At 71.2% G+C, this 25,331-nt stretch carries 24 protein-coding genes; 13 read left to right on the plus strand and 11 right to left on the minus strand.

Annotated features, from left to right (window positions below; all coding sequences use genetic code 11):
• Positions 1–92 precede the first annotated feature (92 nt).
• Positions 93–344: a hypothetical protein gene (locus AC5WRL_RS05785; RefSeq protein ID WP_496087197.1), complete on the minus strand. Its 252-nt coding sequence runs from the start codon at positions 342–344 to the stop codon at positions 93–95.
• Positions 345–377: 33 nt separating this feature from the next.
• Here AC5WRL_RS05785 and map point away from each other — a divergent pair, with 33 nt between their 5' ends.
• The 4 genes from map to AC5WRL_RS05805 all read left to right on the plus strand — a co-directional run bounded on the left by map (position 378) and on the right by AC5WRL_RS05805 (position 4,684).
• Complete coding sequence (gene map, locus AC5WRL_RS05790) at positions 378–1,244, plus strand: type I methionyl aminopeptidase (RefSeq protein WP_496087198.1); 867 nt, start codon at positions 378–380, stop codon at positions 1,242–1,244.
• Positions 1,245–1,357: 113 nt separating this feature from the next.
• Positions 1,358–2,017, plus strand: a complete 660-nt coding sequence (locus AC5WRL_RS05795) for a biliverdin-producing heme oxygenase (RefSeq protein ID WP_496087199.1) — start codon at positions 1,358–1,360, stop codon at positions 2,015–2,017.
• A 10-nt stretch (positions 2,018–2,027) separates the two neighbouring features.
• Complete coding sequence (locus AC5WRL_RS05800) at positions 2,028–3,620, plus strand: alpha-amylase family glycosyl hydrolase (protein ID WP_496087200.1); 1,593 nt, start codon at positions 2,028–2,030, stop codon at positions 3,618–3,620.
• A 56-nt stretch (positions 3,621–3,676) separates the two neighbouring features.
• Positions 3,677–4,684, plus strand: coding sequence for an aldo/keto reductase (locus AC5WRL_RS05805; RefSeq protein WP_496087201.1), 1,008 nt, complete (start codon positions 3,677–3,679; stop codon positions 4,682–4,684).
• Positions 4,685–4,777: 93 nt separating this feature from the next.
• Here the strand turns inward: AC5WRL_RS05805 and AC5WRL_RS05810 are convergent, their stop codons facing one another.
• Both AC5WRL_RS05810 and AC5WRL_RS05815 read right to left on the minus strand, forming a co-directional pair.
• Positions 4,778–6,403 (minus strand): HtaA domain-containing protein, encoded by a 1,626-nt coding sequence (locus tag AC5WRL_RS05810; protein ID WP_496087202.1) that lies wholly within the window; start codon positions 6,401–6,403, stop codon positions 4,778–4,780.
• Positions 6,400–7,866: an HtaA domain-containing protein gene (locus AC5WRL_RS05815; RefSeq protein ID WP_496087203.1), complete on the minus strand. Its 1,467-nt coding sequence runs from the start codon at positions 7,864–7,866 to the stop codon at positions 6,400–6,402. The genes AC5WRL_RS05810 and AC5WRL_RS05815 overlap by 4 nt, the downstream gene beginning before the upstream one ends.
• 104 nt (positions 7,867–7,970) lie before the next feature.
• Here AC5WRL_RS05815 and AC5WRL_RS05820 point away from each other — a divergent pair, with 104 nt between their 5' ends.
• The 4 genes from AC5WRL_RS05820 to AC5WRL_RS05835 all read left to right on the plus strand — a co-directional run bounded on the left by AC5WRL_RS05820 (position 7,971) and on the right by AC5WRL_RS05835 (position 12,828).
• Positions 7,971–9,026, plus strand: coding sequence for a heme/hemin ABC transporter substrate-binding protein (locus AC5WRL_RS05820; protein WP_496087204.1), 1,056 nt, complete (start codon positions 7,971–7,973; stop codon positions 9,024–9,026).
• Complete coding sequence (locus AC5WRL_RS05825; protein ID WP_496087205.1) at positions 9,023–10,246, plus strand: FecCD family ABC transporter permease; 1,224 nt, start codon at positions 9,023–9,025, stop codon at positions 10,244–10,246. Before AC5WRL_RS05820 ends, AC5WRL_RS05825 begins: the two co-directional genes overlap by 4 nt.
• Positions 10,243–11,094: a heme ABC transporter ATP-binding protein gene (locus AC5WRL_RS05830; RefSeq protein ID WP_496087206.1), complete on the plus strand. Its 852-nt coding sequence runs from the start codon at positions 10,243–10,245 to the stop codon at positions 11,092–11,094. Before AC5WRL_RS05825 ends, AC5WRL_RS05830 begins: the two co-directional genes overlap by 4 nt.
• Positions 11,095–11,319: 225 nt before the next feature.
• Positions 11,320–12,828, plus strand: coding sequence for an exopolysaccharide biosynthesis polyprenyl glycosylphosphotransferase (locus tag AC5WRL_RS05835; RefSeq protein WP_496087207.1), 1,509 nt, complete (start codon positions 11,320–11,322; stop codon positions 12,826–12,828).
• 30 nt (positions 12,829–12,858) lie between these two features.
• Here the strand turns inward: AC5WRL_RS05835 and AC5WRL_RS05840 are convergent, their stop codons facing one another.
• The gene (locus AC5WRL_RS05840) at positions 12,859–13,854 is read right to left on the minus strand and encodes a GDP-L-fucose synthase family protein (protein ID WP_496087208.1); all 996 of its coding nucleotides are present in this window, start codon (positions 13,852–13,854) and stop codon (positions 12,859–12,861) included.
• Positions 13,855–13,895: 41 nt separating this feature from the next.
• On the opposite strand from AC5WRL_RS05840, the gene gmd reads away from it, so the two are divergent.
• From gmd to AC5WRL_RS05860, 4 genes are all read left to right on the plus strand, one after another.
• Entirely contained in the window at positions 13,896–14,909 is a 1,014-nt protein-coding gene (gmd, locus tag AC5WRL_RS05845; protein WP_496087209.1) for a GDP-mannose 4,6-dehydratase, read from the plus strand.
• A gap of 176 nt (positions 14,910–15,085) precedes the next feature.
• Positions 15,086–17,830, plus strand: a complete 2,745-nt coding sequence (locus tag AC5WRL_RS05850; RefSeq protein ID WP_496087210.1) for a LamG-like jellyroll fold domain-containing protein — start codon at positions 15,086–15,088, stop codon at positions 17,828–17,830.
• A complete protein-coding gene (locus AC5WRL_RS05855) occupies positions 17,830–18,411 on the plus strand; it encodes a hypothetical protein (protein ID WP_496087211.1) in 582 nt (193 codons plus the stop codon). The genes AC5WRL_RS05850 and AC5WRL_RS05855 overlap by 1 nt, the downstream gene beginning before the upstream one ends.
• A 29-nt stretch (positions 18,412–18,440) precedes the next feature.
• Positions 18,441–19,253: a glycosyltransferase family 2 protein gene (locus tag AC5WRL_RS05860; RefSeq protein WP_496087212.1), complete on the plus strand. Its 813-nt coding sequence runs from the start codon at positions 18,441–18,443 to the stop codon at positions 19,251–19,253.
• Here the strand turns inward: AC5WRL_RS05860 and AC5WRL_RS05865 are convergent.
• From AC5WRL_RS05865 to AC5WRL_RS05890, 6 genes are all read right to left on the minus strand, one after another.
• A complete protein-coding gene (locus AC5WRL_RS05865) occupies positions 19,199–20,386 on the minus strand; it encodes a glycosyltransferase (RefSeq protein ID WP_496087213.1) in 1,188 nt (395 codons plus the stop codon). The genes AC5WRL_RS05860 and AC5WRL_RS05865 overlap by 55 nt on opposite strands.
• A gap of 26 nt (positions 20,387–20,412) precedes the next feature.
• Positions 20,413–20,760 (minus strand): DoxX family protein, encoded by a 348-nt coding sequence (locus AC5WRL_RS05870; RefSeq protein ID WP_496087214.1) that lies wholly within the window; start codon positions 20,758–20,760, stop codon positions 20,413–20,415.
• Between the two features lie 94 nt (positions 20,761–20,854).
• On the minus strand, positions 20,855–21,556 hold the full coding sequence (locus tag AC5WRL_RS05875) for an O-methyltransferase (protein ID WP_496087215.1): 702 nt from the start codon (positions 21,554–21,556) through the stop codon (positions 20,855–20,857).
• A 25-nt stretch (positions 21,557–21,581) separates the two neighbouring features.
• The gene (locus AC5WRL_RS05880) at positions 21,582–21,752 is read right to left on the minus strand and encodes a DUF397 domain-containing protein (protein ID WP_496087216.1); all 171 of its coding nucleotides are present in this window, start codon (positions 21,750–21,752) and stop codon (positions 21,582–21,584) included.
• Complete coding sequence (locus tag AC5WRL_RS05885; RefSeq protein ID WP_496087217.1) at positions 21,749–21,934, minus strand: DUF397 domain-containing protein; 186 nt, start codon at positions 21,932–21,934, stop codon at positions 21,749–21,751. Before AC5WRL_RS05885 ends, AC5WRL_RS05880 begins: the two co-directional genes overlap by 4 nt.
• On the minus strand, positions 21,931–22,797 hold the full coding sequence (locus tag AC5WRL_RS05890; RefSeq protein ID WP_496087218.1) for a helix-turn-helix domain-containing protein: 867 nt from the start codon (positions 22,795–22,797) through the stop codon (positions 21,931–21,933). Before AC5WRL_RS05890 ends, AC5WRL_RS05885 begins: the two co-directional genes overlap by 4 nt.
• A gap of 246 nt (positions 22,798–23,043) precedes the next feature.
• On the opposite strand from AC5WRL_RS05890, the gene AC5WRL_RS05895 reads away from it, so the two are divergent.
• Positions 23,044–23,496 carry an ATP-binding protein gene (locus AC5WRL_RS05895; RefSeq protein WP_496087219.1) on the plus strand — a complete coding sequence of 151 codons (453 nt, stop codon included), beginning with the start codon at positions 23,044–23,046 and terminating at the stop codon, positions 23,494–23,496.
• 285 nt (positions 23,497–23,781) lie between these two features.
• Here AC5WRL_RS05895 and AC5WRL_RS05900 read toward each other — a convergent pair whose 3' ends face one another.
• Positions 23,782–24,894: an alpha/beta hydrolase family protein gene (locus tag AC5WRL_RS05900; protein ID WP_496087220.1), complete on the minus strand. Its 1,113-nt coding sequence runs from the start codon at positions 24,892–24,894 to the stop codon at positions 23,782–23,784.
• Positions 24,895–25,331: the final 437 nt, after the last annotated feature.

Below are 25,331 nucleotides of genomic sequence, written 5' to 3' on the forward strand. Positions count from 1 at the left end.
TCACTCTGGCATCAGCAGCACCACAGAAAGCGCTTCCTTGCCTGATCTTCATTCGATCAGGCAAGGCCCGGGCATCGGGTTGACCTTTGGCCTTAGCTTGGGGGGTTCTCGTCGCTCTCCGGAGGCTCTGCCTCCTTGTCCCGCCAGCGCGGGTCCTCGCGCCATTCCTCTTCGCGGTCGCGGGCCGTTTCGATCGCCCGGGCCGCCTCCTCGCGGGTCGCGTAGGGGCCCAGGCGGTCCTTCGCCGGGCATTCGGGGCCTTCTTCCACCTTCTGGTGCTTCAGGCAGTAGTACCACTCGCCGGGCTTGCCGGCCGGGGTCCGTCGTCGGAAGAGCGCAGCCATACGTTCATCCTGCCCGCCCGTAGACTCGCTGGCATGTCTGGCCAGTCACTTCTTGTTCCCGGTACGGTCTCGCCGCAGCGGTCCGTGCCCTCCGTCATTCCCCGGCCCGAGTACGTGGGCAAGAAGGGGCCCACCCCGTACACCGGGCCCGAGGCGCAGGACGACGCCACCATCGAGCGGATGCGGCTGGCCGGGCGGCTCGCCGCGCAGGCCATGGCCGAGACCGCCGCGCACATCGCGGACGGTGTCACCACCGACAAGCTGGACGAGATCGCGCACACCTTCCTGTGCGACCACGGCGCCTACCCCTCCACCCTGGGCTACCGCGGCTTCCCCAAGTCGCTGTGCACCTCCGTGAACGAGGTGATCTGCCACGGCATCCCGGACTCCACCGTGCTGCGCGACGGCGATCTCATCAATCTCGACATCACCGCCTATGTGGGCGGCGTGCACGGCGACACCAATGCCACCTACTACGTGGGCGGCGAGGCGGCCGTCGACGAGGAGTCGCGGCTGCTGGTGGAGCGCACCCGGGAGGCCCTGAACCGCGCCATCAAGGCGGTACGCCCCGGCCGGCAGATCAATGTGATCGGACGGGTGATCGAGTCGTACGCCAAGCGGTTCGGCTACGGCGTGGTGCGGGACTTCACCGGGCACGGCATCAACCGGTCCTTCCACTCCGGGCTGATCGTCCCGCACTACGACGACCCGGGCGCCACCACCGTGATGAAGCCCGGGATGACCTTCACCATCGAGCCGATGCTCAATCTGGGCACCCACGAGTGGGACATGTGGGAGGACCAGTGGACCGTGGTCACCAAGGACCGCAAGCGATCCGCCCAGTTCGAGCACACCCTGGTGGTCACCGACGGCGGCGCCGAGGTGCTCACCCTTCCGTGACGAGGTTGCCGACACCATGTCGGCAAGAGCTTGACTTAGGTAAGCCTAAGTAGGGAGTATGGCGGGGCACGGCAGCATGCCGTGCCCCGCCGCCCGCGTCCCCGGAGGCTCCCTTGACCACGCCGCTCGCCGTCACCCCGTTCTCCGCCCAGATCCGCGAGGCGTCCCACGAAGCGCACACCCAGGCCGAGAACTCCACCTTCATGAGCGATCTGCTCGGCGGGAAGCTCGGCGTCACCGCCTTCCGCCGCTACACCGAGCAGCTGTGGTTCGTCTACCGCGCGCTGGAGGCCAGGTCCGCCGACCTCGCCGCCGACCCGGTGGCCGGACCGTTCATCCGGCCCGAGCTGGCCCGTACCGCCGCCCTCGAAGCCGACCTCGACCACCTGCACGAGGGCCCCGGCTGGCGCACCGTCATCACCCCGCTGCCCGCAACGCAGGCGTACGCCGCCCGCGTCACCGAGGTGGCCACCGACTGGCCGGCCGGCTACGTCGCCCACCACTACACCCGCTACCTGGGTGACCTCTCCGGCGGCCAGATCATCCGCGGCACCGCCGAGAAGATCTGGGGCTTCGAACGCAAGGGCCCCGGCGTCCACTTCTACGTCTTCGAGGCGATCGGCAACCCGGCCGCCTTCAAGCGCGAGTACCGCGAGACCCTGGACGCCATCGCCGCCGACGGCCCGGAGCGGCTGCGCATCGTGGAGGAGTGCAAGCGGGCCTTCGCGCTCAACTCCGCCGTCTTCCAGGACCTGGCCACGGCCTGCCGTTAACGTGAGGGGCATGCCGCCCTTCAGCCCCCCACCGTCCTGGCTGGCCGACGCCGTTCTCTACCAGATCTATCCGCAGAGCTTCGCCGACTCCAACGGGGACGGCATCGGCGACTTCGCCGGCATCACCGGCCGCCTGGAGCATCTGTCCTGGCTGGGCATCAACACCGTATGGCTCAACCCGTGCTTCGCCTCACCGTTCCGCGACGCCGGCTACGACGTGAGCGACTATCTCTCCCTCGCCCCGCGCTACGGCACCGACGAGGACCTGGCGCACCTGGTGGACGAGGCGGGCCGGCTCGGCATCCGGGTGATGCTGGACCTGGTCGCCGGGCACACCTCCGACGAGCACCCGTGGTTCACGGCCTCGGCGGACAACCCCGGCGACCAGCGCTACATCTGGGCCGAGCCCGGGGCCGGCGGCGCGCTGCCGCCCCGCTTCGTCCCCTCCCCCGGCACCCGCCCCGGCGGCTATCTGCCGAACTTCTTCGACAGCCAGCCCGCCCTCAACTTCGGCTATGCCCGCCAGGACGCCGCCGAGCCCTGGCGGCAGCCGGTGGACGCCGAGGGCCCGCGCGCCAACCGGGCCGCGCTGCGCGAGGTCATGGACCACTGGCTGCGGCTGGGCCTGGCCGGGTTCCGGGTGGACATGGCGCACTCACTCGTGAAGGACGACCCGGGGTTGGTGGAGACCTGCCGGCTGTGGGGCGAGCTGCGCACCTGGCTGGACACCACCCACCGGCAGGCCGCGCTGCTCGCCGAGTGGGGCGACCCGCAGATGTCGGTGCCGGCCGGCTTCCACGCCGACTTCCTGCTCCAGTTCGGCGGCCCGTCCGACGGGCTGCCGATGCGTTCGCTGTGGAACAACGGCCACGGCACCGTGCACCAGCACTGGGAGCAGCCGGACAGCTGCTACTTCGACGCCGAGGGGCGGGGCACGGCGCGCACGTTCATCGACGCCTGGGGCACGGCGGCCGGCTTCATCGGTGACAAGGGGTTCATCTCGCTGCCCACCGCCAACCACGACTTCTCCCGGCTGTGCTGCGGCCCGCGCACCGCCGAGCAACTGCCGCCCGCGTTCGCGTTCCAGCTGACCTGGCCGACGCTGCCCGCCATCTACTACGGCGACGAGATCGGCATGCGCTACGTGCCCGGGCTGCCCGAGCACGAGGGCAGCGTGCTGGAGGCCAGCTACAACCGGGCCGGCTCCCGTACCCCCATGCAGTGGGACGCGACACCGGGGGCCGGGTTCTCCAGCGCGCCCGCCGACCGGTTCTACCTGCCGCTCGACCCGGATCACGAGCGCCCCGATGTCGCCGCGCAGCGGGCCGACGAGGGCTCGCTGCTGCATCTGGTACGGCGGCTGATCGCGCTGCGCAGCGGCACCCCGGAGCTGGGCGGGGGCGGCTCGGTGGAGGTGCTCGGCGACGGCTATCCACTGGTGTACGTGCGCGGCGGGCGCTATCTGGTGGTGGTCAATCCACGGCTGGCGCCGGTCACCTTCCCGTACGAGGGCACGCCCCGGCCGGTGGAGGTACGCGGGGTACGGATCAGGGAGGGGCGGATCGAGGCGGACGGCTTCGGGTTCGGGATCTTCCGGCTCTGACGTTTTCCCCGCCGCCCCTTCCGCTGGAGCCCACTCCAGCGTGCAGACTCGCCGGCATGACGACAACGCGAGAGCGGGCGCTGGGGCGCTCCGGGATCAAGGTCAGCGCGCTCGGCTTCGGCTGCTGGGCGATCGGCGGCCCCTGGCAGGACACCGATGGCCTGCCGCTGGGCTGGGGCGAGGTGGACGACGAGGAGTCGGTGCGGGCGGTACGGCGGGCGCTGGAGCTGGGCGTCACCTTCTTCGACACGGCCGACTGCTACGGCACCGGGCGCAGCGAGGAGGTGCTGGGCCGGGCGCTCCAGGGGCGCCGGGAGGAGGTGGTGATCGCCTCCAAGTGGGGCAATGTCTTCGAGCCGGCCACCCGCACCATGCTGCGGGAGCCGGATGTCAGCCCGGAGTACGTACGGCAGGCGCTCACCCGCACGCTGCGCCGGCTGGGCACGGACTATCTGGACCTCTACCAGTTCCATGTGGGGCACGCAGAGCCGGCGGTGGGCGAGCCGCTGCGCGAGGTGTGCGAGGAGCTGGTGGCCGAGGGGCTGATCCGGGCGTACGGGTGGTCCACCGACTTCCCGGACCGGGCAAAGGTGTTCGCGGCCGGGCCGCACTGCGCGAGTGTGCAGCTGAACTGCAATGTGCTGGAGGACGCCCCCGAACTGCTGGCGCTGTGCGAGGCGGAGGGCCTGGCGGCGATCAACCGGGGGCCGCTGGCGATGGGGGTGCTGACGGGGAAGTACGACAGCGCGCCGGGTGGCGGGGCGAGCCTGGCGCCCGGCGACATCCGCGCGGAACCCCCGGCGTGGCTGCGGTACTTCGTGGACGGTCGGCTGGCGCCCGAGTGGCGGGCGAAGTTCGACGCGGTGCGCGACGTGCTCACCAGCGGGGGCCGTACCCCGGCGCAGGGCGCGCTGGCGTGGCTGTGGGCGCGCAGCCCGGTGACGGTGCCGATCCCCGGCATCCGTACCGTGGCGCAGGCCGAACAGAACGCGGCGGCCATGGAGTTCGGTCCGTTGACGGCCGAGCAGCTGGTTGACATCGAGAAGCTGCTCGGCCGTCGGTGACCTACCGGCCGGGGCCATGACGGCCGGTGGGTGTGCGTGCCCGCCGGCCGGGCGTTGACCGGCGGGCACGCGGACTGTCGCGGGGCTGGACCGTCAGCCGAGCGACAGCGTGCGGCGGCGGGCGGCGAAGTAGGCCGCCACGCCGGCCGCGCTCAGGGCGGCGGCGCCACCGGTCAGCTCGGCGAGCGGGATGCCGCTGCCGGTGCTGGCCAGTGCGCCACCGAGGGCACCGCCCGAGGCGCCGCCCTGGGGGGTGGTGCCGGCCGGGGTGGTGATGGGGGTGTCGGTGCCGCCGGGGTTGCCGGTCGGGGGCAGTTCGGCGTCCTCGCTGAGCGCCACCGCGACGGTGACCTTGTCCAGTTCGGTGCCGGCCGGGTACATCGGGGTGCCGTTGTAAGCGAACACCTCGGAGCCCTCGGCGGTGAGGGTGGCCGGGACTCCGGTGAGGACGATGACATCGCCGTCGGCGGTGAGCGCGCCGGCCGGGATGTCGAGCGAGGCGACCGTGATCGCGTCGTACGTGCCGTCGTTGGTGGTGACGTCGGCGATCAGCTCGCCCTTGGTGCCGTCGATCTCCACCGCGAAGTCGGAGAAGGTCAGGTCCAGGGCGTACCCGCCGGTGCTGTCGGCGTGGCCGAGGAAGCGGACGCTGCCGTCGAAGGCGGCGCCCAGGGTCTCCTCGGTGGTGTCGAACTCGCCCTCGGCGTTGGTGAACCGGTAGCCGGCGTCGTTCTGGACGGCGCCGTCGGCCAGCTTCACCTCGCCGTGCGCGATGGGGCCGGTCACGTAGTTCCGGAAGGATTCCTTGACGCCCCAGTCGAGGGTGCCGTCGTGGATCACGCCGGCGAGGATCGGGTCCTCGGCGTCCGGCTCGTCGTCGACGGGGGGCTCGTCGTCCGGGTTGTCGGGGTTGTTGGGGTTCTCGGGGTTTTCGGGGTTCTCCGGCTCATGGGGGTTCTCCGGGGTGCCCGGGTTACCCGGGTTCTCGGGGTCGCCGGGGTTCTCCGGGTTGCCGGGTTCCCCGGGGTCGCCCGGGTTCCCCGGCTCGGGCTCGGGCTCGGGCTCGGGTGTCTTCGCGGTGACGGTCAGGGTCGCCGGGTCCAGCGCGGTACCCGCCGGATACATGGGGTTGCCCATGAAGGCGAACGCCTGCGAGCCGTCCTCGGTCAGGGTCGCCGGGATGCCGGCGAACACCATCGCGCCACCGGCCCCGGAGCCGGGGTTCACGCCGGACAGGTCAAGGGAGGCGACCGCCACGTCCTCGGTCAGCTCACCGGCGACCGTCACATCGGCGACGATGGTGCCGGAGGTGCCCTCGGTGACGACCCGCAGCTCGGAGAATTTCAGGTCGAGCGCGCCGTGGTGGCCGGTGTAGTGGACGCTGCCGTCGAAGGCGGTGTTCACGGCGTGCCGGGTGAGGTCGTAGCTGCCGGTGCCGTTGCCGAAGCGGAAGCTGGAGTCCGCGTTCCGCTCGGCGCCGTCGGCGGTGGTGATCGTACCGCCGGCTATCGGCCCGGAGATGTAGTTGTTGAACGAGGCTTTGACGCCCCAGTCCAGCGTGCCGTCGACCAGCTCGAAGGTGCTCGCGGCACCCGCTCGCTCGTCGGCGAACGCGGGGGCGGCGAAGCTGGTGGTGTACAGCACGGTGGCGGTCGCCGCCGCCAGCAGCATGCCGCCCCGCCGTACGGTACGGGTACGGGCTCGGGTTGCGGTCGTCATGATCGCGTTGACTCCTCGGGGGTTCCGGAAGGATCTTTCGTGTGCCGCGCGGTGCGGCGCCTCGCGATGAGGTGGGCGGCGACGGCGGCCAGCACGAGGAGCGTGCCGGCGCCTGCCGCGATGAGGGGGGTCTGGGAGGAGGACGAGGCGGCCGGCTCGTTGTCCACGGCCTCGGGCTCGGGGTCGGGGTCGGGGGCGGCGGTCTCGGTGTCCACCGGATCGCTGCCGATGTCGGGCAGGGCGGGCAGTTCGGCGTCCTCGGTGACGGCGATGGCCACCGTGACCGGGTCCATCCCGGTGCCCGGCTGGTAGAGGCCGAACGCGGCGGCGCCCTCCTCGGTCAGCTCGGCCGGCGCCTCCTCGATGAGGATCAGGCCGTTGGCCGGGGCCAGTTGGTCGCTGTCGGCGGCGAAGGTGACCAGCGGCAGGCGGTCCTCGGTGCCGTCCGCCGTGGTGACATCGGCCGACAGGGTGCCGGTGCCGTCCGCGATGCTGACCCGTACGGCGCTCAGTTCAAGGTCGAGTCCGTTGCCGGTGAAGTGGACGGAGCCGGTGAAGTCCGCCTCCGCCGTGCCCGCTTCGGGGTCCACGGTGCCCTGCCCCGCCGGGAAGCGGAACAGCGCGCCGCCGTCCTGTGCCCCGTCCGTCAGCTGCCACCGGCCGGCGGCGATGTCGCCGGTGACGTACTCGCGCCAGGTGCGCCGTACCCCCCAGTCGACCGCCGCGTCGGTGATCTCGTGGGCGGCGGGCTCCGCTTCGGGCTCGTCCTCGGGGTCGGGGTCCGGCTCGGGCTCCGGGTCCGGTTCCGGGTCGGCGGGCGGAGTGCTCGGCTCCAGGGTGTCGGCGGTGAAGGTCACCGGGTCGAGCGCGTCGCCCGCCTCGTAGTAGCCGGCGAAGGCGGTCGCGCCCTCGCCGGTGAGGGTGGCCGGGATGCCGGAGACGGACAGCTGGGTGCCGCCGCGCAGGTCGACGCCGGACAGGTTGAGGGAGGCGAGCGGCACTTGGGCGCGGTCGCTGATCTGGCCGGTGCCGCGCGCCTTGCTGCGCATGTCGGCGTAGAGGGTGCCGGTGCTGCCGGAGATGCGGAGGGTGGGGTTGGCGACGGTCAGGTCCAGTTTGTAGGAGCCGTCCGCCTGTTGGTGGCCGAGGAAGCGGACGCCGCCGGAGTAGCCGGCGGTGACCGTACCGGTGTCCGGGTCGTAGGTGCCGGTGGCGGTGTGGAAGCGGAACTGACTGGTTCCGACTGTGGAGGCGCCGCCGCTCAGGGACCAACTGCCTTGCGCGATGGGACCGGTGATGTAGGTGAGGAAGGAGGATCGGATGCCCCAGTCCAGCCGGCCGCCGGAGACGGTGCGTTCGGTGGCCTGGGCCGTGCTCGGCAGCAGGATCACCGCCAGCAGCGAGGGCAGCAGGGTGAGCAGCGCGAGGAGGGATACGCGCTTGCGCTGGGATCTGGGCAGCATCGAAGGGTTCCTTCCAGCAGACCCGGGGTCATGGACTGAGGTTAGGCTAACCTAAGCTACATTCGGCCAGATCGGAAACCCCGGGCCCGGAAGGCGGACTCCCCGTGACACAACGGCACCCACTGCGCGCCCCACTTGCCGCGCTGCTGCTGCTCGCCACGCTCGCCCTCAGCGGATGCGCGAGCACGACGCGGGGCGGCGGCGGAGCGGAGGAGAGGGCGGGTACGGGCACGGAGTCCGCCGCCGATCGCCTCGAACCGCTGGACGGGCCCGCCCCCACCCCCGTACTCCCGGTCACCGTGGACTCGGCGGACGGCACGGAGATCACCGTCGGGACCGCCGAGGCGATCATGCCGCTGTCGGGATCGATCGCCGAGATCGTCTACACCCTGGGACTCGGCGAGCGGGTGGTGGGGCGGGATGTGACCGCCACCTTCGAGGAGGCGGCGGACCTGCCGGTGGTCACCCGGGGCCATGAGGTGTCGGCGGAGAGCGTGCTGTCCCTGCACCCCGATGTGGTGCTGATCGAGTCGACCACCGGTCCGGCCGAGGCCATCGACCAGATCCGGGGCGCCGGGGTCCCGGTGGTGGTCTTCGACGCGGCGAAGGAACTGGCCGATGTGGCAAGCCGGATCACGGCCGTGTCCGCCGCGCTCGGCGTGCCGGACGCCGGACAGCGGCTGAATGACCGTACGGAGCAGCGGATCGCCGCCGTGCAGGCCGGTATCCCGGCGGACGGCGACCGGCCCCGGGTCGCGTTCCTCTATCTGCGCGGGACGGCGTCGGTCTATCTGATCGGCGGCGCCGAGTCGGGCGCGTCCTCGCTGATCGAGGCGGCCGGCGGTATCGACGCGGGCAAGGAGTCCGGTCTGGACAAGGACTTCACCCCGATCACGAGCGAGGCACTGGTGGCGGCGGCGCCCGATGTCATCCTGGTGATGACCAAGGGCCTGGACTCGGTCGGCGGCGTCGACGGCCTGCTGGAGATCCCCGGCATCGCCCAGACCCCGGCCGGCGCCAACCGCCGCGTCGCCGACATCGAGGACGGCGTCCTCCTCAACTACGGCCCCCGCACGGACACGGTGCTGGCCGACCTGACCAGCCAGATCCACCGCGACGCCGAGAGCGGCGAGGGCGGCGAGAGCGGCGACGGCGCATGAGCGAGCGCGAACGCCCGGCCGGAACCGATGCCGGCCCCGACCGGACGGCGAACGGAGCGGAGCCGGCGGCCCGTACGGGGGCCGGCTCCGCAACGACGACGACGGCGGACCGCGCCGACACCTCGCCGACCGGACCGCCCGACCCGATCGTGGACGGGCCAGCCCGGGCGGGCAACCGCCCGGCGGTCGGCCGGCGCAGCCGGGCCGCGCTGCTCACCGGGGGGCTGGTGGGCGGGCTGCTGGTGCTCGCGCTCGTGGCGACCGGGACCGGGGCGTATCAGATCGCCCTGCCCGACATCCTGGCCTCCGTCGCGCACCGGATCGGTCTCGGCGGGCAGGCCATGGAGCGCACCAGTGAGAGCGTGCTGTGGGACGTGCGGCTGCCGCGCGTGGTGCTCGCACTCCTGGTCGGGGGCTCACTGGGGTGTGCCGGGGCCCTGATGCAGGGGGTGTTCGGCAATCCACTCGCCGAGCCCGGCGTGATCGGCATCTCGCTCGGCGCCGCTGTGGGCGCGGTCGCCACCATCGCGTTCGGCTGGACCTTCCTCGGCAACTGGACCGTGACGGCCGCCGCGTTCGTCACCGGGCTGTTCACCGTGCTGCTGGTGTACGCGCTGTCGCGGTCCGCCGGCCGCACCGAGGTGGTCACCCTCATCCTCACCGGCATCGCCGTCAACGCCTTCGCGGGCGCCCTGGTCGGCCTGTTCACCTTCTACGCCGACAACTCCCAGGTCTCCCAGATCACCTTCTGGCAGCTGGGTTCGCTCGCCCAGGCCACCTGGCCCAAGGTGCTGGCCGTGCTGCCCTGCGCGCTCGCCGGGCTGATCATCGCCCCGCTGTACGCGCGCCGGCTCGATCTGCTGGCGCTGGGCGAGCGCCCCGCCCGCCATCTGGGCGTGGATGTCGAACGGTTGCGGATCACCCTCATCCTCGTCGTGGCGCTGCTGACCGCCGCCGCCGTCGCGGTGGCCGGGGTGATCACCTTTGTCGGGCTGCTCGTTCCGCATCTGCTGCGGATGGCGGCCGGCCCCGGGCACCGGTTCCTCATCCCGGGCAGCGCGCTGGGCGGCGCCCTCGTGCTGCTGGCCGCCGACCTCGGCGCCCGTACCCTCGTAGCACCCGCCGAGCTGCCGCTCGGGGTGCTGACCGCCCTGATCGGCAGCCCGTTCTTCTTCTGGCTGCTGCGCAGGACCCGTCGCCGGCAGGGAGGCTGGGCATGATGCGCCGGCTCATCGGTTTCCGTACCCGCCCGCCGCTCGCCCCGGCGCCGGCCGCGCCCGGGGAGCCGCTGGCGCACGCCAGGGGGCTGACGGTCCGGCTCGGCGGGCGCGCGGTGCTGGACGGCGTGGAGCTGTCGGTGGCCGCCGGCGAGGTGGTGGCGCTGGTCGGGCCGAACGGCGCCGGCAAGTCCACCCTGCTGGCCGCGCTCGCCGCCGATCTGCGGGCCGACGCGGGCGAGTTGCTGATCGGCGACCGCCCGGCCGCCGACTGGGACGCCCGTGAGCTGGCGCTGCGCCGGGCCGTGCTGCCGCAGTCCGCCGAGTTGTCGTTCCCGTTCGCGGTGGCCGAGGTGGTGGCGATGGGGCGGGCGCCGTGGGCCGGGATGCCGCAGGCGGACGACGACGAGCGGGCGGTCGCGGAGGCGATGGCGGCCACCGAGGTGACGGCGTTCGCCGCCCGGCCGTTCTCGGCGCTGTCCGGCGGGGAGCGGGCGCGGGTGGCGCTGGCCAGGGTGCTGGCGCAGCGCGCCCCGCTGCTGCTGCTTGACGAGCCGACGGCCGCGCTGGATCTGCGCCATCAGGAGCTGGTGCTGCGGGTCTGCCGGGAGCGGGCGGCGGCCGGTCAGGGCGTGGTGGTGGTGCTGCACGATCTGGGTCTGGCGGCGGCGTACGCGGACCGGGCGGCTGTGCTGCACGGTGGGCGGATCGCGGCGGAGGGCCCGCCCGATGAGGTCTTCACAACCGGACTGCTGTCCTCCGTTTATCAGTACCCGGTCGAAGTACTGCCTCACCCCCATACGGGTGTGCGGCTGGTGATTCCGCGCAGAGTAGCCGAATCCGGGCGCTGAACACGGCACATCGGGAAAGATTCAACCAACAACCGCCAAACGATGGCGGTTTCCCCTAAGCTCTCTGCTGCTGCACGGGCACGACTCACGGGGAGTTGAGGACGCGCCCTGTTCACGGACAGTTCACCACACCCGCACAACCGCACCGCCGCACTCCGCATCGCGCCACCGCCGTACCACCACATCACGTACCGCGTCCGCCACCGCGCATCACCTGGGGGGTCCATGCGTCCACTGGGTACCTCACGCTCCGGAACCGTCCGAAGACCGTCCGCCGCGAGCGGCCCGCCCACCGGGCGGCGCCGCGACAAACCCGCCTGGTACGCCCCCACCGCACTGGCAACCGACGCCCTCGGCGTCTTCCTCCCCGTCCTCACCGCCTTCACCGCCACCGGCCAACCCCGCCCGCTGGCCGCCGCCTTCACCGCCACCGCCGCCTGGACCGGCATCCGCGCCGCCCACCACCGCTACGCGTTACGCACCCTCGGCGAAACCCGCGGCCTGCTCATCGCCCTCCACGACTGGCTGATCCTCCTCGGCCTGCTCGCCGCGCTCCGCGTCCTCACCGGCGAGTCCTCCACCCTCCTCACCGCCGGCGGCGCCCTCGCCGCCGCCCCACTCCTCACCGCGCTCACCACCGCCCTCACCCACCGCCACCTCACCCGAAGCCGCCGCCACGCCCAAGCCCTGCGCCGGGTCCTGATCGTCGGCGAGCCGGGCCCGGTGGACGCCGTCACCGCACAGCTCGCCGCCCGCACCGACCACGCCTACGTCGTCATCGGCACCGTCCCGGTCGGCGGCGGCCACCTCACCTGCGGAGCCCCCGAGACCGGCCGGCTCACCGCCGACGAACCCACCCTCACCCTCGCTCTCTCCGAGGTCCTGCCCGAAGGCCCGGACGGCTCCACCGTGCTCGCCGCCGCCCACCGCCTGGAGGCCGATCTCGTCCTGGTGGCCCCCGGCTCACTCCTCACCGGCGACCGGCTGCGCCGGCTGTCCTGGGCGGTGCACGACGCCGGGCTCGGCTTCGTCATCGCCTCCGGGCTCAGCGAGGTCGCCCCGGGCCGGGTACGGATCCAGGCCACCGCCGGGCTCAGCCTGCTGCATGTCGCCCCACCCCTGCGGCACGGCCCGCAACCGCTCCTCAAAACAGCCCTGGACCGTACCGGCGCGGCGCTCGGCCTGCTGCTGCTCGCCCCGCTGCTGGCCGCCGTCGCCCTGGCGGTACGGCTCGACTCGCGCGGCCCCGTCCTCTACCGGCAGACCCGCGTCGGGCTGCACGGCACCCCGTTCACCATGTGGAAGTTCCGCACCATGGTCGCCGACGCCGAGCGGCTGCGCCCCGCGCTGGAGAGCACCAACGACCACCTCGCCGGACCGCTGTTCAAGATGCGCCGCGATCCGCGCGTCACCCGGGTCGGCCGCTGGCTGCGCCGCAGCTCACTCGACGAACTGCCGCAGCTGCTCAACGTACTGGCAGGCCGGATGTCCCTGGTCGGCCCGCGCCCACCGCTGCCGGACGAGGTGGCGCGCTACGGCTCGGTGGCGCTGCGCCGGCTCTCCGTCAAGCCGGGCATCACCGGGCCCTGGCAGGTGGGCGGGCGCTCGGAGCTGTCGTGGGACGAGAGCCTGGCGCTCGACCTGTCCTACACCGACAACTGGTCGCTGACCGGCGATCTGGACGTGCTGGCCAGGACGTTCCGCGCCGTCGTCGACGGCCGGGGCGCGTACTGAGGGGGCGGGGCCGGGGTGACAGCGCCAGCGCTACGCGGCGGCGGGCTGCGACCGCCACCAGTGGTACGTGTCCCGGATGCCGTCCGGCAGCGGCACGGCGGGGGCGAAACCCAGCGCGCGCAGCCGGGAGATGTCCAGCAGCTTGCGCGGGGTGCCGTCCGGGCGGCCGGTGTCCCAGCCGATGGCGCCGGTGAACCCGGTCGCCGTGGCCACCGCCGCCGCCAGCTCGGCGATGGAAAGGTCCTCGCCACAGCCGACGTTGACCGGGCTGTCCCCGTCGTACCGGCGCAGGAGCAGCAGCGCGGCGCGCGCCAGGTCGTCGCTGTGCAGGAACTCCCGGCGCGGGGTGCCGCTCCCCCACAGCGTCACGCTGTCCCGGCCGGCCGTCCGCGCCTCGTGGAAACGGCGGATCAGGGCGGGCAGGACGTGCGAGGTCTCCGGGTCGAAGTTGTCGCCGGGGCCGTAGAGGTTGGTGGGCATCGCCGAGATGTACGCGCGCCCGAACTGCCGCCGGTAGCCCCGTACCTGGGTGATCCCGGCGATCTTGGCGAGCGCGTACGGCTCATTGGTCGGCTCCAGCGCGCCGGTGAGCAGGGCCTCCTCGGTGATCGGCTGGGCGGCGTGCTTGGGGTAGATGCACGAGGAGCCGAGGAACAGCAGCCGGTCGATGCCGGCCGCGTGCGCGCCGGCGATCACGGACAGCTGGATGCGCAGATTGTCCTCCAGGAAGGGCACCGGGAAGCGGGAGTTGGCCATGATCCCGCCGACCTTGGCCGCCGCGAGGATGACGGCGTCGGGGCGGGTACGGCGCAGGAAGTCGCCGGTGCGGTCGGCGTCGCGCAGATCCAGCTCGTCGCGGGTGCGGGTGAGCACCTCGTACCCCTCGGCCGTCAGCAGCCGGGTGAGGGCGGAGCCGACCAGGCCGCGATGGCCGGCGACGAAGATCCGGGCGGCGGGCGGCAACAACAGCGCGGGGGACGTCACGCCTGTGGATTCTGCCAGCTCGGATCGCGGCACCAACACCATTTCGCACAGGTCGACTTCATATCCCACTGGGGGGATCGCTGATGCCGAAAACCGCGCTGATCACCGGGGTGACCGGCCAGGACGGCTCATATCTGGCCGAACTGCTGCTGGGGAAGGGGTATCTGGTGCACGGTCTGGTGCGCCGCTCCTCCTCCTTCAACACCGAGCGGATCGACCACATCTACCAGGGCCCGCAGGACTTCGGGCGGCAGCTGGTCCTGCACCACGCCGACCTGTCGGACGGGGTGGCGCTGGTCAATCTGCTGCGCGAGGTGAGCCCGGACGAGGTGTACAACCTGGGCGCCCAGTCGCATGTGCGGGTGTCCTTCGACGCCCCGCTGTACACGGGCGACGTCACCGGGCTCGGCTCGCTGCGGCTGCTGGAGGCGATCAGGGCCAGCGGGGTACCGGCCCGGGTGTATCAGGCGTCGTCCTCGGAGATGTTCGGCGCGGCCCCGCCACCGCAGCACGAGGGGACGCCGTTCCATCCGCGCAGCCCGTACGGCTGCGCCAAGGTGTTCAGCTACTGGTCGACCGTCAACTACCGCGAGGCGTACGGGATGTTCGCGGTGAACGGGATTCTGTTCAACCATGAGTCGCCGCGCCGTGGCGAGACCTTCGTCACCCGCAAGATCACCCGCGCCGTGGCCCGGATCCGGGCCGGGCTCCAGGACAAGCTGTATCTGGGCAATCTCGACGCGGTGCGGGACTGGGGCTACGCGCCGGAGTATGTCGAGGCGATGTGGCGGATGCTTCAGCGCGAGGTGCCCGACGACTACGTGGTGGCCACCGGCGACGCGGCGCGGGTGCGGGACTTCCTGGCCGAGGCGTTCGCGGCGGCCGATCTGGAGTGGGCCGACCATGTGCGGTTCGACCCCAAGTACGAGCGCCCCAGCGAGGTGGACGCGCTGATCGGTGACGCGGGCAAGGCACGGGAACTGCTGGGCTGGGAGCCCGCGGTGCGCTGGCGCGAGCTGGCCCGCCTGATGGTGGCGGCCGATATCGCGGCGCTGGAGGAGGAGTTGAGCGGGGCCCGGGTACGGGTGGACCGGTAGTCGGTGAGCGGCAGTCGGTGAGCGGCAGTCGGTGAGCGGCAGTCGGTGAGCGGCAGTCGGTGAGCGGCAGTCGGTAGTCGGTGAGCGGTGAAGGGACAGGGCGAGGCGGAATGGGTGCGATGACACGGCATGACACGGCAGCGGGACGCCACCACCGGTGGTGGAGAAGAGCGACGGTGTACGGCACCGCCCTGGCACTGACGGCCGGCGCGCTGGTCGGTGTCGGCGGCACGGTCGGCGGGGGCGGCGGTAGGGCGGGGGCGCTGACCCCACCGGTCGGCTTCACCGCCAATGAGCTGCCGACCTGGCAGACGAACGGCATCGTGCACGCCCTCGCCGAGGCGGACGGCACCGTCTTCGTGGGCGGCACCTTCTCCACCATCCGCCCGCCCGGCGCGGCCTCCGGCACCCAGGAGCGGCCGGTGGACAACTTCGTGGCACTGGACGCGGCCAGCGGAGAGCCGGTGGCGTGCGATCTGCGGTTCACCGTCGGCTCCGGCACGGCCACCGTGCGAGCGATCGAGGTCTCCCCGGACGGCAGGACGCTGTACGTGGGCGGCACCTTCGGCTCGGTCAACGGCGCGGGAACGTCGTCCGTCGCGGCATTCGACCTGCCCGGCTGCACCCGCAAGAACTTCCCGGTCGCGGCGAACGGCATGGTGCAGTCGATGGCGGTGAGCGCCGACCGGATCTATCTGGGCGGCAACTTCACCCAGATCAGCGGCACCGCCCGGTCCCGGTTCGCGGCCGTGACCCCGGACGGCGCCCTCACCAGCTGGGTGGCCAACGCCGACGAGCCCGGCAAGGCCGTCGAACTGACCCCGGACGGCAGCCGGGTACTGCTGGGCGGCGACTTCTTCACCATCAACGGCGCCAACTCGCACGCCCTGGCCGTGGTGCGGGCCGACACCGGCGCCACCGTCCGCACCTACCCCCTCGGTTTCATCGAACGCAACTCGACGGTGCAGGACATCGCGGTGGACGCCACCGGCTTCTACACCGGCAACGAGGGCACCGGCTCCGGAGTGTTCGACGGCCGGATCGCGCTCAACCACAGCGATCTCAACGAGCGCTGGCGCGACACCTGCCTGGGCGCCACCCAGGCGGTGGAGGTGTACCAGGACGTGCTGTACAGCGGGCATCACGCCCATGACTGCTCCAGCCTGGGCGAGTTCCCCGACCAGGAGCGCTACCACCTGTTCGCCCAGTCGGTGAACCACCCGAAGCTGCTCGGCTGGTTCCCCAACACCAACGACGGCCTCGGTGAGGCGCTAGGCCCGCGCGTGCTGCTGGCCACCCGCGACCACCCCACCGACGGCCGGGACTTCCTGTGGGTCGGCGGCGGCTTCACCACCGTCAACGGGCAGCCGCAGTGGGGCCTGACCCGGTTCGCCAACCGCCCGGACACCGGCAACCCGTCCGTGCCCGAGGTGTACGCCTCCTCGCACACCCCCGGCCAGATCGAGGTGAACTGGCGCCCCAGCATCGACCTCGACGACAGCCTGCTCACCTACCGCGTCTACCGCAACGGATCCACCACCCCCATCCACACCCGCGAGGCGGAGTCCGTCCCGTGGCGCCGCCCGCAGCAGACCTTCATCGACACGGCGGTGACGGCCGGCGAGACCCACAGCTACCGGATCACCGCCACCGACGGCGCCGGCAACACCACCGCCCTGTCCACCCCGGTGTCGGCGACCGTCGCCTCCGGCACCCAGCCGTACGTCCAGGCGATCCGGGCGGACAACCCGCTGCTGTACTGGCGGTACGACGAAACCTGGGGAAACCTGGTCACCGACGCCTCGGTCAACAACCGCGCCAACGGCGTGCACCGCAACGGCCCGCAGCGCGGCGTCACCCCCGGCGCCGTACCCGGCCCCGGCGCGGCGGGCGTCGGCTACGACGGCGCCACCACGTACACCTACAGCGACCGCAGTTACTCCGGGCTGACCCGGTTCACCGTGGAGACCTGGTTCAAGACCACCACCAACCAGGGCGGCAAAATCATCGGGCTCGGCAACCGCACCCTCCAGCCGAGCACGGTGCGCGACAACAACCTGTACATGCTGAACGACGGCCGGCTCTCCTTCGGGGTGTACGACACGGCGCTGCGCACCATCACCAGCGCCGGAACCACCCGCTACAACGACGGCCGCTGGCACCATGTCGTCGCCTCGGTCGGCGCGAACGGCATGCGGCTGTACGTGGACGGCGCGCAGGTCGCCAGCAACACGGCGATCACCCAGGTCCGGGACCGCACGGGGTGGTGGCGCACCGGCGGCGACAGTACGGCCAGCCTCGCGTCGCGGCCGTCCAGCGACTTCTTCAACGGGCAGCTGGACGAAACAGCCATCTACGGCACGCAGTTGTCGGCCGCCCGGGTCACCGCGCACTACCAGGCGGCGTCCCAGCCGGTGGACACCATCACCCAGCTGACGCCGATCGCCGACACCTACGTCAACGCGGCGGCGGTGAGCGCCAACTACGGCACCCACCAGAACCTGGCCGTACGCGGCACCCCCGGCTACGAGACCTATCTGCGCTTCCAGCTGCCGGCCGCCCCGAGCGGGACGGTGCTCAAGAGCGCGGCGCTGCGGGTGCGGGTCACCACGGACCCGGTGGCCGCGTCGAACGACGACTTCCGGGTGGTGCCGATCACCGGGGCCTGGACGGAGACGGGCACCATGTACAGCAGCCGGCCGGCGCTGGGCACCGGCACGCTGGGCACACTGCGCTCCCCGAACGTCATCGGCGCCACGCACACGGTGCCGCTGACGACGGACACCGTGCGCGGCTCACTGGGCGGGCAGCTCAATCTGGCGCTGGTGAGCGACGGGACGGAGAGCCTGTGGCTGTACGCGCGTGAGTCGGGGACGGAGGCCAACCGGCCGCAGCTGATCCTGACCTTCGGGGCGCCGTGATGGCCTGGCTGCGCAAGTACCGGGTGGCGTTCGCGCTGGGGCTGCTGACGGTGGCGGTGCTCTTCACCGTGCTCAACCGGTGCGTGCCGGGCGGCGACAGCGGCACGGGGTTCGCCGCCGGGGAACGGACGACGGAGCCGGAGGCGGCCGGCACTCCCGCGCCGGAGACAGGAGAGCCGACCACGGAGGAAGCCGAAGAGGAAGCCGAGGGGGGAACGGAAGCGGAGCCGCCGCCTGCGGCGGACGCACCGCCGGCCGGACAGCCCGAGGAGCCGGCGGCGGCTCCGGAGACGGCACCGGACACGGACGGGCGCGGGCCCCGACTGACCGAGGAACAGCGGGACTTCGTCACCCAGCTGTCCAACACCCCCGGGATCCCGGCCGGCACCGATCCCGCGGCCGTCCTGGAGATCGGCACCGAGGCGTGCGACCGCCTCGGCTACCTCGACCGGCACGCCACCGAGGCCGAGATCGTGGCCATCCTGCGCGACGACGAGATCCCGCAGGCGGCAGCGGCGATCGACAACCTGTGCCCCGAGTACGGGGAGCTGCTGAACCAGGCGAAAGAAGGCGAGCGTTGAACACAGTGGGGCGGAAACTACCCATCGTCGTGGTGATCCCGACGAAGAACGAGGCGGAGAACATCACCTCCACCGTGCGCTCGGTCATCCACCACTTCGACGCGGTGGTCGTCGTGGACTCCGACAGCACCGACAACACCCGCAAGCTGGCGAAGACGGCCGGCGCCGAGGTCGTCCCGTACACCTGGAACGGCAAGTACCCCAAGAAGAAGCAGTGGTGCCTGGACCACGTGCACCGCGAGCGGGACTGGGTGCTCTTCCTCGACGGCGACGAGACGCCCAGCCCCGAGCTGCTGGCCGAGCTGCGGCGGATCTTCCTCGACGGGCGGACCGTGAAGCCGGCGGCGTTCGACATACCGCTGGGCTACTGGTTCGGCGGCCGGCGGCTGCGGCACGGATACACCATCGTCAAGCGGGCGTTGCTGGACCGGACCCGCAGCCGGTTCCCGGAGCCGAACGACCTGGACGCCCCCGGGATGGGCGAACAGGAGGGCCACTACCAGCCGTTGGCGCACCCCGCGTACCGGCTGCGGGCCCCGATCGAGCACCGGGACCTGGACCCGGTGACCACCTGGTTCGAGCGGCACAACCGCTACTCCGACTGGGAGGCGTGGCTGGAGCAGAACCCGGAGGTGCGCGAGCAGATCCGGGTGGCGAAGACCCGGCAGGGGCAGCTGTTCCACCGGGCGCCGTTCAAGCCGCTGGTGTCCTTCGGCTACGCGTACGTGTACAAGCGCGGCTTCCTGGACGGCCGGGCCGGTCTCGACTACGCGCTGGCGATGAGCTTCTACCGGTGGCAGATCGGGGTGAAGGCGCGGGAGCTGGCGGAGTCCCGCGGGTAGCCGCCCAGGACCCCGTCATAGACGCGGAGCAGTTCATCCACGACGGCGTCGAGGGTGAACTGCCGCCGCACCAGATCCCAGGCGGCCAGCGAGGCGCGCTCGTTGGCCGCCGGATCGAGCAACTCCAGCACGGCGCCGCCCACGTCCTCCGGGCGTGCCACGACCCGACCGGCCCCGGCGGCGGCGACATCCGGGGCGAGCCCGGTGGTGGCCGTGATGACAACCGGGGTGCCCACCGACATGGCCTCCAGGACCGACACCGAGAACGCGTCCTGGACGGACGGCAGCACGAACACATCGGCCGCCCGCAGCTGCCTCAGCACCTCGGGCCCGTCCAGCCCGCCGGGGACATCGAGCGACCCGCGTACCCCCAGCTCGTCGGCGAGCGCCAGCGTGCCGGCCAGCGCCCCGGTGTCGGGCCCGGCCAGCACGAACCGCGCGTCCGGGTGCCGGGCGAGCACGGTCGGGATGGCCCGTACGAAGTCCTGGGGCCGTTTCCCCTCCTGCACGCGCGCCAGATAGAGCACGGTCGGCGGACCGTCGGCGCGTTGGCGGCGCTCCGGCCGCTCCTGGCCGGGCACGCCGTTGACCAGCCGGTGCGCGGGCGCGATGGCCTCGGGCGCCACCACGGCGGCGGTCTCGCGGCGCTCCCGCTCGGTCAGGTGCAGTACGGCGTCGGCGCGCCGCAGCACGCGGCGCATCCCGAGCACGTCCACGAGCTGGGCGACCCGCTTCTCGGTCGGGTCCACCATGCCGTGGGTCTGCACGACGAGCGGCCGGCCGGCCCGGAGGGCGATCAGCGCGAAGGGCAGCGTGATCAGGTCCCGCATCAGGTGTACATGGACCAGGTCGGCGGACCGGATGTAGGACCGGGAGCGGGCGAGCAGGGCCGGGGAGGTGATGCCGCTGACCTCGAACCGGGGCAGCACGTGCCGGGCCTGGAACAGCCGTACCGGCACCCCGTCCACCTGGCGCGGCAGGGGCACGCCCGGCGGGAAACCGTCGCCGAGCGCCAGCAGCCGGGCCTGGTGCCCGCGCTCGCGCACCCCCCGGCAGAGATTGAGCGCCACCCGGGTGGGGCCGCCGAACTCATGCGTCGGGGTGTGCAATGTGACCACATGAAGAACCCGCACGGGGATCAGTCAAGCAGACGGGCCACTCAGGCGGAGGCGAGTCGCAGAATCAGGGCGGCGACGGCGAGCAGGCCGGAGACGATGGGCGGCACGAGCCCGTAGTCGTCGGCGCGGAGGTGAATGAACACGGCTCCGACGAAGTAGCAGATCACCCCGAACGCGGCAGCCGCCCCCAGCGGCACCACCGCCAGCCCGACCAGCAGCCCGACCCCGCCGGCCAGCTTGGTGAGCGCCAGCCGCGTCTGCCAGGAGTCGGGCACCCGCAGCGCCCGGAGATTGGCGCGGTACTGGGCATTGCCGGAGAGCGAGACGGCGGCCGTGCCGAGGAGGATGGCGGCGAGCAGGGCGCTGACGACGCCATAGGCGATGAACATGACCGCTCCGGGTTGGGTGCGCGAGAGGTGACGGTGTGGTGCCGGAGCACACCCAATCAGGAGAAAGGCGTTGGGAGGTAGGCCCTTTGAGCGTCTAACCGATCACACGTGCGAGGGAGAAGCCGTCGTACCCCTTGCCCCCGACCGTCTGGAGCGCGGTGGCGGACAGCCGGTCGTCCTCAGCGATCCGTTCGAGGAACTCCCGGACGCCCTGGACCGACCGGTCCGAGCTGCCGGCGTCGGTGACGGCGCCGTCCCGGACCACGTTGTCCCCGATGATCAGCGACCCGGGCCGGGTGAGCTTGAGCGCCCACTCCAGATAGCGCGGATTGTTGGGCTTGTCGGCGTCGATGAAGACCAGATCGAACGCTTCCCCGCCCTCGTCGGCCAACGCGGCGAGCGAGTCGAGCACGGGCCCGACCCGTACGTCGACGGTCTCCGCCAGCCCGGCCCGGTGCAGATTCCGCCGGGCGACATCGGCGAACACCGGATCGGACTCCAGCGTCACCAGCCGCCCACTCCCGTCACGCGGCAACGCCCGGCCCAGCCAGATGGTGCTGTAACCCCCCAGCGTCCCGATCTCCAGAATCCGCCGCGCCCCCTGGATCTGGGCGAGCAGCTGAAGCAGCTTCCCCTGATTCGGCGCCACCTGAATCGGCGGCAACCCGGCGGCATCACTGTTGAGCAACGCCGCCCTGAGCGTGTCGTCCTCCGGAGCGAACAAACCGGAGAAGTAGTCATCCACGTCGGTCCACCGCGGCTGGAGATGCTGCTGATGCGAATGATGGCGAGCCATCCCCCGAACCTAACAAACCGGACACTTACCGCAGAGCAACAAACCGCACGAACGCCACCCAGGGTGTTGGGGGGAAGCGGAGGTGGGGGTGGGAGGTAGCCTTGGAATCTCGGACATGGATGAGCGCGGGGGTGGCGGCTACCTCGACGCAGTTCGCGCCCTCGCCGTCGCTGTGGCTGCTCTTGAACCACTTCATGAGCCCACCGTCCTTGCTATGAACTCCGCCCAGTGATCACGGGTAAAGGACAACTGTGCTTCCTGCTGAACCTTGGTGTCCCGGACATGAACCACATCAGAGCTGGCGGCGACCTCGACACAGTTGGCACCGGAGCCGTCGCTGTAACTGCTCTTGAACCAAGCGAGCCGCTCACCGTTCATAGCTTTCCTGCCAATCGCTTGATGAACCGCGCCGACCTCTCCGTGTCCAGCGCCTGCATACGGATGATGCCATGTCGCTGGGCCTGAACACTGACCCTCATCCGGTCGGTGATCACACCGCTGATGTCCTGCGACTCGGTATAGGCAACGCTGCGCCCATCCTTGGTCTCCAAGAGGGTGATGGAGCCGTAGATACCGTGGTGCCGCCACTGAGTGGTTGGCATGACTTGGATGGAGACATTGCGCAGCGCCCCCATCTGAAGCAGCCAGTCGCACTGCTCCTTCATCGTGTGGCGGCCACCGACCGGTCGGCGCAGGACTGATTCCTCGATCACGAAGGCCGTGACTACGGCCTTGTGGCTCTCGAAGATCCCGCGACGTTCCATACGTGCGGCAACCAGTTCGTCAACCACTTCATCATCGATGGGTGGGCACTGCCCGCTGATGAGGGCCCTGGCATAGCCCTCGGTCTGCAACAGTCCTGGAACCACCATGGGCTCATATGAGTAGAGGCTGAACGCTTCTTTCTCCCACTTGGCGAAGTCCCGGAAACGGGCGGGAAACCGTGCACGGTCGATGTCGTCCTGGATGGCCTTCAAGATGCCCCCGGCGTTCAGCACCAACTCAACGCCGTCAATGAACTGAGCCTTCGGCGCGCGGCGTCCACGTTCGACAGCGGAGACCTGGTCCACCCCGTACCCGATCCGCTCGCCGAACTCCTGCTGGGTCAGCCCCGCTGCCTCGCGCAGCCGCTTGATCTGCTTGCCGACGACCCGCAGTAGAGGATCGATTCCTTCCCGGCCCTCGTGGTTCCCCTGCTCTCCACCCTCGATCTCGGGGACTTCGCGCTCCTCAGCACCCATGATTCTCCCGCCTCACAGTCGAGTACCTGACGTTTTGTCAGACTAGAACTGCTCTCATCCTTCTGGTGGCTTGAGAGGGGGAATTACCCCACACGGGTTATTACTGCTGTCGGAACTTCCCTTGCCGTACAGCGGATTTCGCCACCGGACACGGGTCGGACAGGACTCGCACCGGCCAGGACTGTGGGTAACCGTCCTGGCAAAGGTGCTGGTCAGAGACCCGTCCGGGGGTCCACTCTGTGGCGCATGAAGACCGAGACTCCCCCCGCCCCGCCGCCCGCGTTCACCCAGGACTTCAGTGTGCTGCTGTCGTCAACACGGCGTGGGGCCCGGCTCGCTCGGTTGCTCGTGGCGCAGCAGTTGGAGGCGTGGGGGTGGCCGTACGACTGTTCGTTGTCGGTGGCCTGCGGGCAGATCGTGGCCGAGCTGGCGGCGAATGCCGCCCTGCATGGGCGGGTGCAGGGGCGGGACTTCCAGGTGCGGCTGGTGCTCTGGCCTGGGTTGCCGCTGCGGATCGAGGTGGCGGACGCGGCCGGCGAGCGCCGGCCGGAGGTGTCCGGGCCGATGGCGTTCCCCTCCCCCGAGGCCGAGTCGAGATGGGGGCTGCCGCTGGTGGACGCGTTCGCCTCGCGCTGGGGAGTGTGTGACCGTACACCGGGCGGCAAGATCGTGTGGGCCGAGCTGGATCTGCCACGGTGATCCGCTGCGTATGCCTCGCGTACCGGATGGCGGACGGCACGGCGTACCGCCTCGGCGCTCACCAGGCGCCCTCGGAGTGGGGCGCGCTGCTGTGGGTGAGCCACCGGGCGGCGAACATCGCCGATCAGCTGGACGATCCGGCCCGGAGCGCGATCCGCGAGTGGCTGGCGGATCGCCGGCAGATCCAGGACGCGCTGGAACGGCTGCGGGCGGGCGAGAGCTATTTCCTGCTGGTCGATGACCGGACCGTTCACTACCTCCTGGCCGTGACTCCCGCCCCCACTGCTACGGCTGGTGGAACCCCACCTCCGGATACTGAACTGACGGACCATCAAGAAGGGCCCCGTTCCGTTGCCGCAGCTGCCGATCCACAAACGCGGTGATGTAGGAGCGGGTGATCTCGTCGCAGCGGTCGCCGTCGAGGTTCTGGAGCCGGAGGCCGAGTTGCTGGCCCAGCGGGGCGACGTCGGTGAAGGAGAGATGTTCCATGCCGTCGACGGTCAGCCAGCGCTTCCACTGCGTGAGTTGGGCCCAGGTCTCGTCCCAGGTGGGGTCCGGGCCACCGGGTACGTGACTGGGCTGGCCCAGCAGCAGCATGGGGCGGTTGAGGGATTCGTCATTGGGATAGCGGAAGTTACCGTCCATGTTGACCGCGGCCGTGATGCGCGGGTCGGCCAGCAGGGCCGGGACCGTACTGAACCCGCCTGCTGAGTGACCGACCATGGCGACGCGGCCCGTGTCGATCAGACCGCTTAGCTCACCGGCTGCTTCTCCGGCGAGTTCGTCCAGCACGAAGGAGACATCCGCCGCGCGTACGTCACCGACCCGAGCGTAGTCGGGGTTCCGGCACACCACACACTCGGTGGTGCGCCCATCGGGGAAGCTGATGCCGTCCGCCTCGTAGTTGTGGCCGATGGCGGCGACGACGTAGCCACGGCTGGCCAGTTCCTCGGCGAGCCCGGTCTGGGTGGCGCGCGGCATGCCGAAGCCCGGGGAGAGGATCACCACGGGACGGCCGCCCCGGGCCTTCAACGGCTTGGCGTCAAGGGTGGAATGGGTGACGACGGTGGTCAGGATCTCCGGCGGCAGCGGGATGCCGCCCGCTTCCAGGTAGGTCCTGGACTCGGCGGCCGTCATGTACGGCGCGGGGGTGCTGGACGGCTTCGCGGTGGGGTACCAGACGGAGACCATCAGTTCGCGTTGCTCGCCCGCTACCCAGGGGTCGGCGCGGTTCTCGTCCTCAAGGTGCAGGTTCAGCATGCCGATCGCGTGGGAACCACCAGGCTCGGCCAACTGCGGTGGGTCCGGCGCCTCGACGGCCCGCGCGGACCCGGCGAACAGGGTGCTGGTCAGGACCACGGCGGCGGCCATGGCCCCGGTGAGGGATCTGCGTCGCACGATCGTTCTCCCGTCGATGGTGGGTGTCGATGGTTGCGAGCCCAACGCTAGGAAGCGGCGCGGACGTTGCCGAGCCACCGTGGGATGAAACCGCGCGCCGCACATACGCCCCCGGACGGCATCCCGGGGGCATACCCGGTCGGCGGCGTGGCCCCCTGGCGGGTCGCTGTGTGAGATGGCAGGCCGTCGTGGTGATCGATGATCTTCCCCGCTGCCTGGCAGCGAGACCGGATGACATGGTCTCGCGGGCGGCGAACAGGGCATGGGAAAGCGCAACAACAACCCACAACGAACCCGTGCCGCCGTAACCCGCACCCACCGGCCCCACCGGGCCCCACCCACACACCCGCAGAACAGAGCAACTACGCTCAACCCAAGACCCAACGGGCAACGGTAAAGGAACAGCAAAGCCCCCACAAAACCCCAGCTCAAAAAGG

It is taken from the genome of Streptomyces sp. NTD107 (assembly GCF_059510435.1).

Coding starts and splice junctions, on each gene's coding strand:
- AC5WRL_RS05785 (WP_496087197.1), bottom strand. CDS start 344: ATGGCTGCGCTCTTCCGACGACGGACCCCGGCCGGCAAGCCCGGCGAG.
- map (WP_496087198.1), top strand. CDS start 378: ATGTCTGGCCAGTCACTTCTTGTTCCCGGTACGGTCTCGCCGCAGCGG.
- AC5WRL_RS05800 (WP_496087200.1), top strand. CDS start 2,028: ATGCCGCCCTTCAGCCCCCCACCGTCCTGGCTGGCCGACGCCGTTCTC.
- AC5WRL_RS05805 (WP_496087201.1), top strand. CDS start 3,677: ATGACGACAACGCGAGAGCGGGCGCTGGGGCGCTCCGGGATCAAGGTC.
- AC5WRL_RS05810 (WP_496087202.1), bottom strand. CDS start 6,403: ATGACGACCGCAACCCGAGCCCGTACCCGTACCGTACGGCGGGGCGGC.
- AC5WRL_RS05815 (WP_496087203.1), bottom strand. CDS start 7,866: ATGCTGCCCAGATCCCAGCGCAAGCGCGTATCCCTCCTCGCGCTGCTC.
- AC5WRL_RS05825 (WP_496087205.1), top strand. CDS start 9,023: ATGAGCGAGCGCGAACGCCCGGCCGGAACCGATGCCGGCCCCGACCGG.
- AC5WRL_RS05830 (WP_496087206.1), top strand. CDS start 10,243: ATGATGCGCCGGCTCATCGGTTTCCGTACCCGCCCGCCGCTCGCCCCG.
- AC5WRL_RS05835 (WP_496087207.1), top strand. CDS start 11,320: ATGCGTCCACTGGGTACCTCACGCTCCGGAACCGTCCGAAGACCGTCC.
- AC5WRL_RS05840 (WP_496087208.1), bottom strand. CDS start 13,854: ATGGTGTTGGTGCCGCGATCCGAGCTGGCAGAATCCACAGGCGTGACG.
- gmd (WP_496087209.1), top strand. CDS start 13,896: ATGCCGAAAACCGCGCTGATCACCGGGGTGACCGGCCAGGACGGCTCA.
- AC5WRL_RS05855 (WP_496087211.1), top strand. CDS start 17,830: ATGGCCTGGCTGCGCAAGTACCGGGTGGCGTTCGCGCTGGGGCTGCTG.
- AC5WRL_RS05870 (WP_496087214.1), bottom strand. CDS start 20,760: ATGTTCATCGCCTATGGCGTCGTCAGCGCCCTGCTCGCCGCCATCCTC.
- AC5WRL_RS05875 (WP_496087215.1), bottom strand. CDS start 21,556: ATGGCTCGCCATCATTCGCATCAGCAGCATCTCCAGCCGCGGTGGACC.
- AC5WRL_RS05880 (WP_496087216.1), bottom strand. CDS start 21,752: ATGAAGTGGTTCAAGAGCAGCCACAGCGACGGCGAGGGCGCGAACTGC.
- AC5WRL_RS05885 (WP_496087217.1), bottom strand. CDS start 21,934: ATGAACGGTGAGCGGCTCGCTTGGTTCAAGAGCAGTTACAGCGACGGC.
- AC5WRL_RS05890 (WP_496087218.1), bottom strand. CDS start 22,797: ATGGGTGCTGAGGAGCGCGAAGTCCCCGAGATCGAGGGTGGAGAGCAG.
- AC5WRL_RS05895 (WP_496087219.1), top strand. CDS start 23,044: ATGAAGACCGAGACTCCCCCCGCCCCGCCGCCCGCGTTCACCCAGGAC.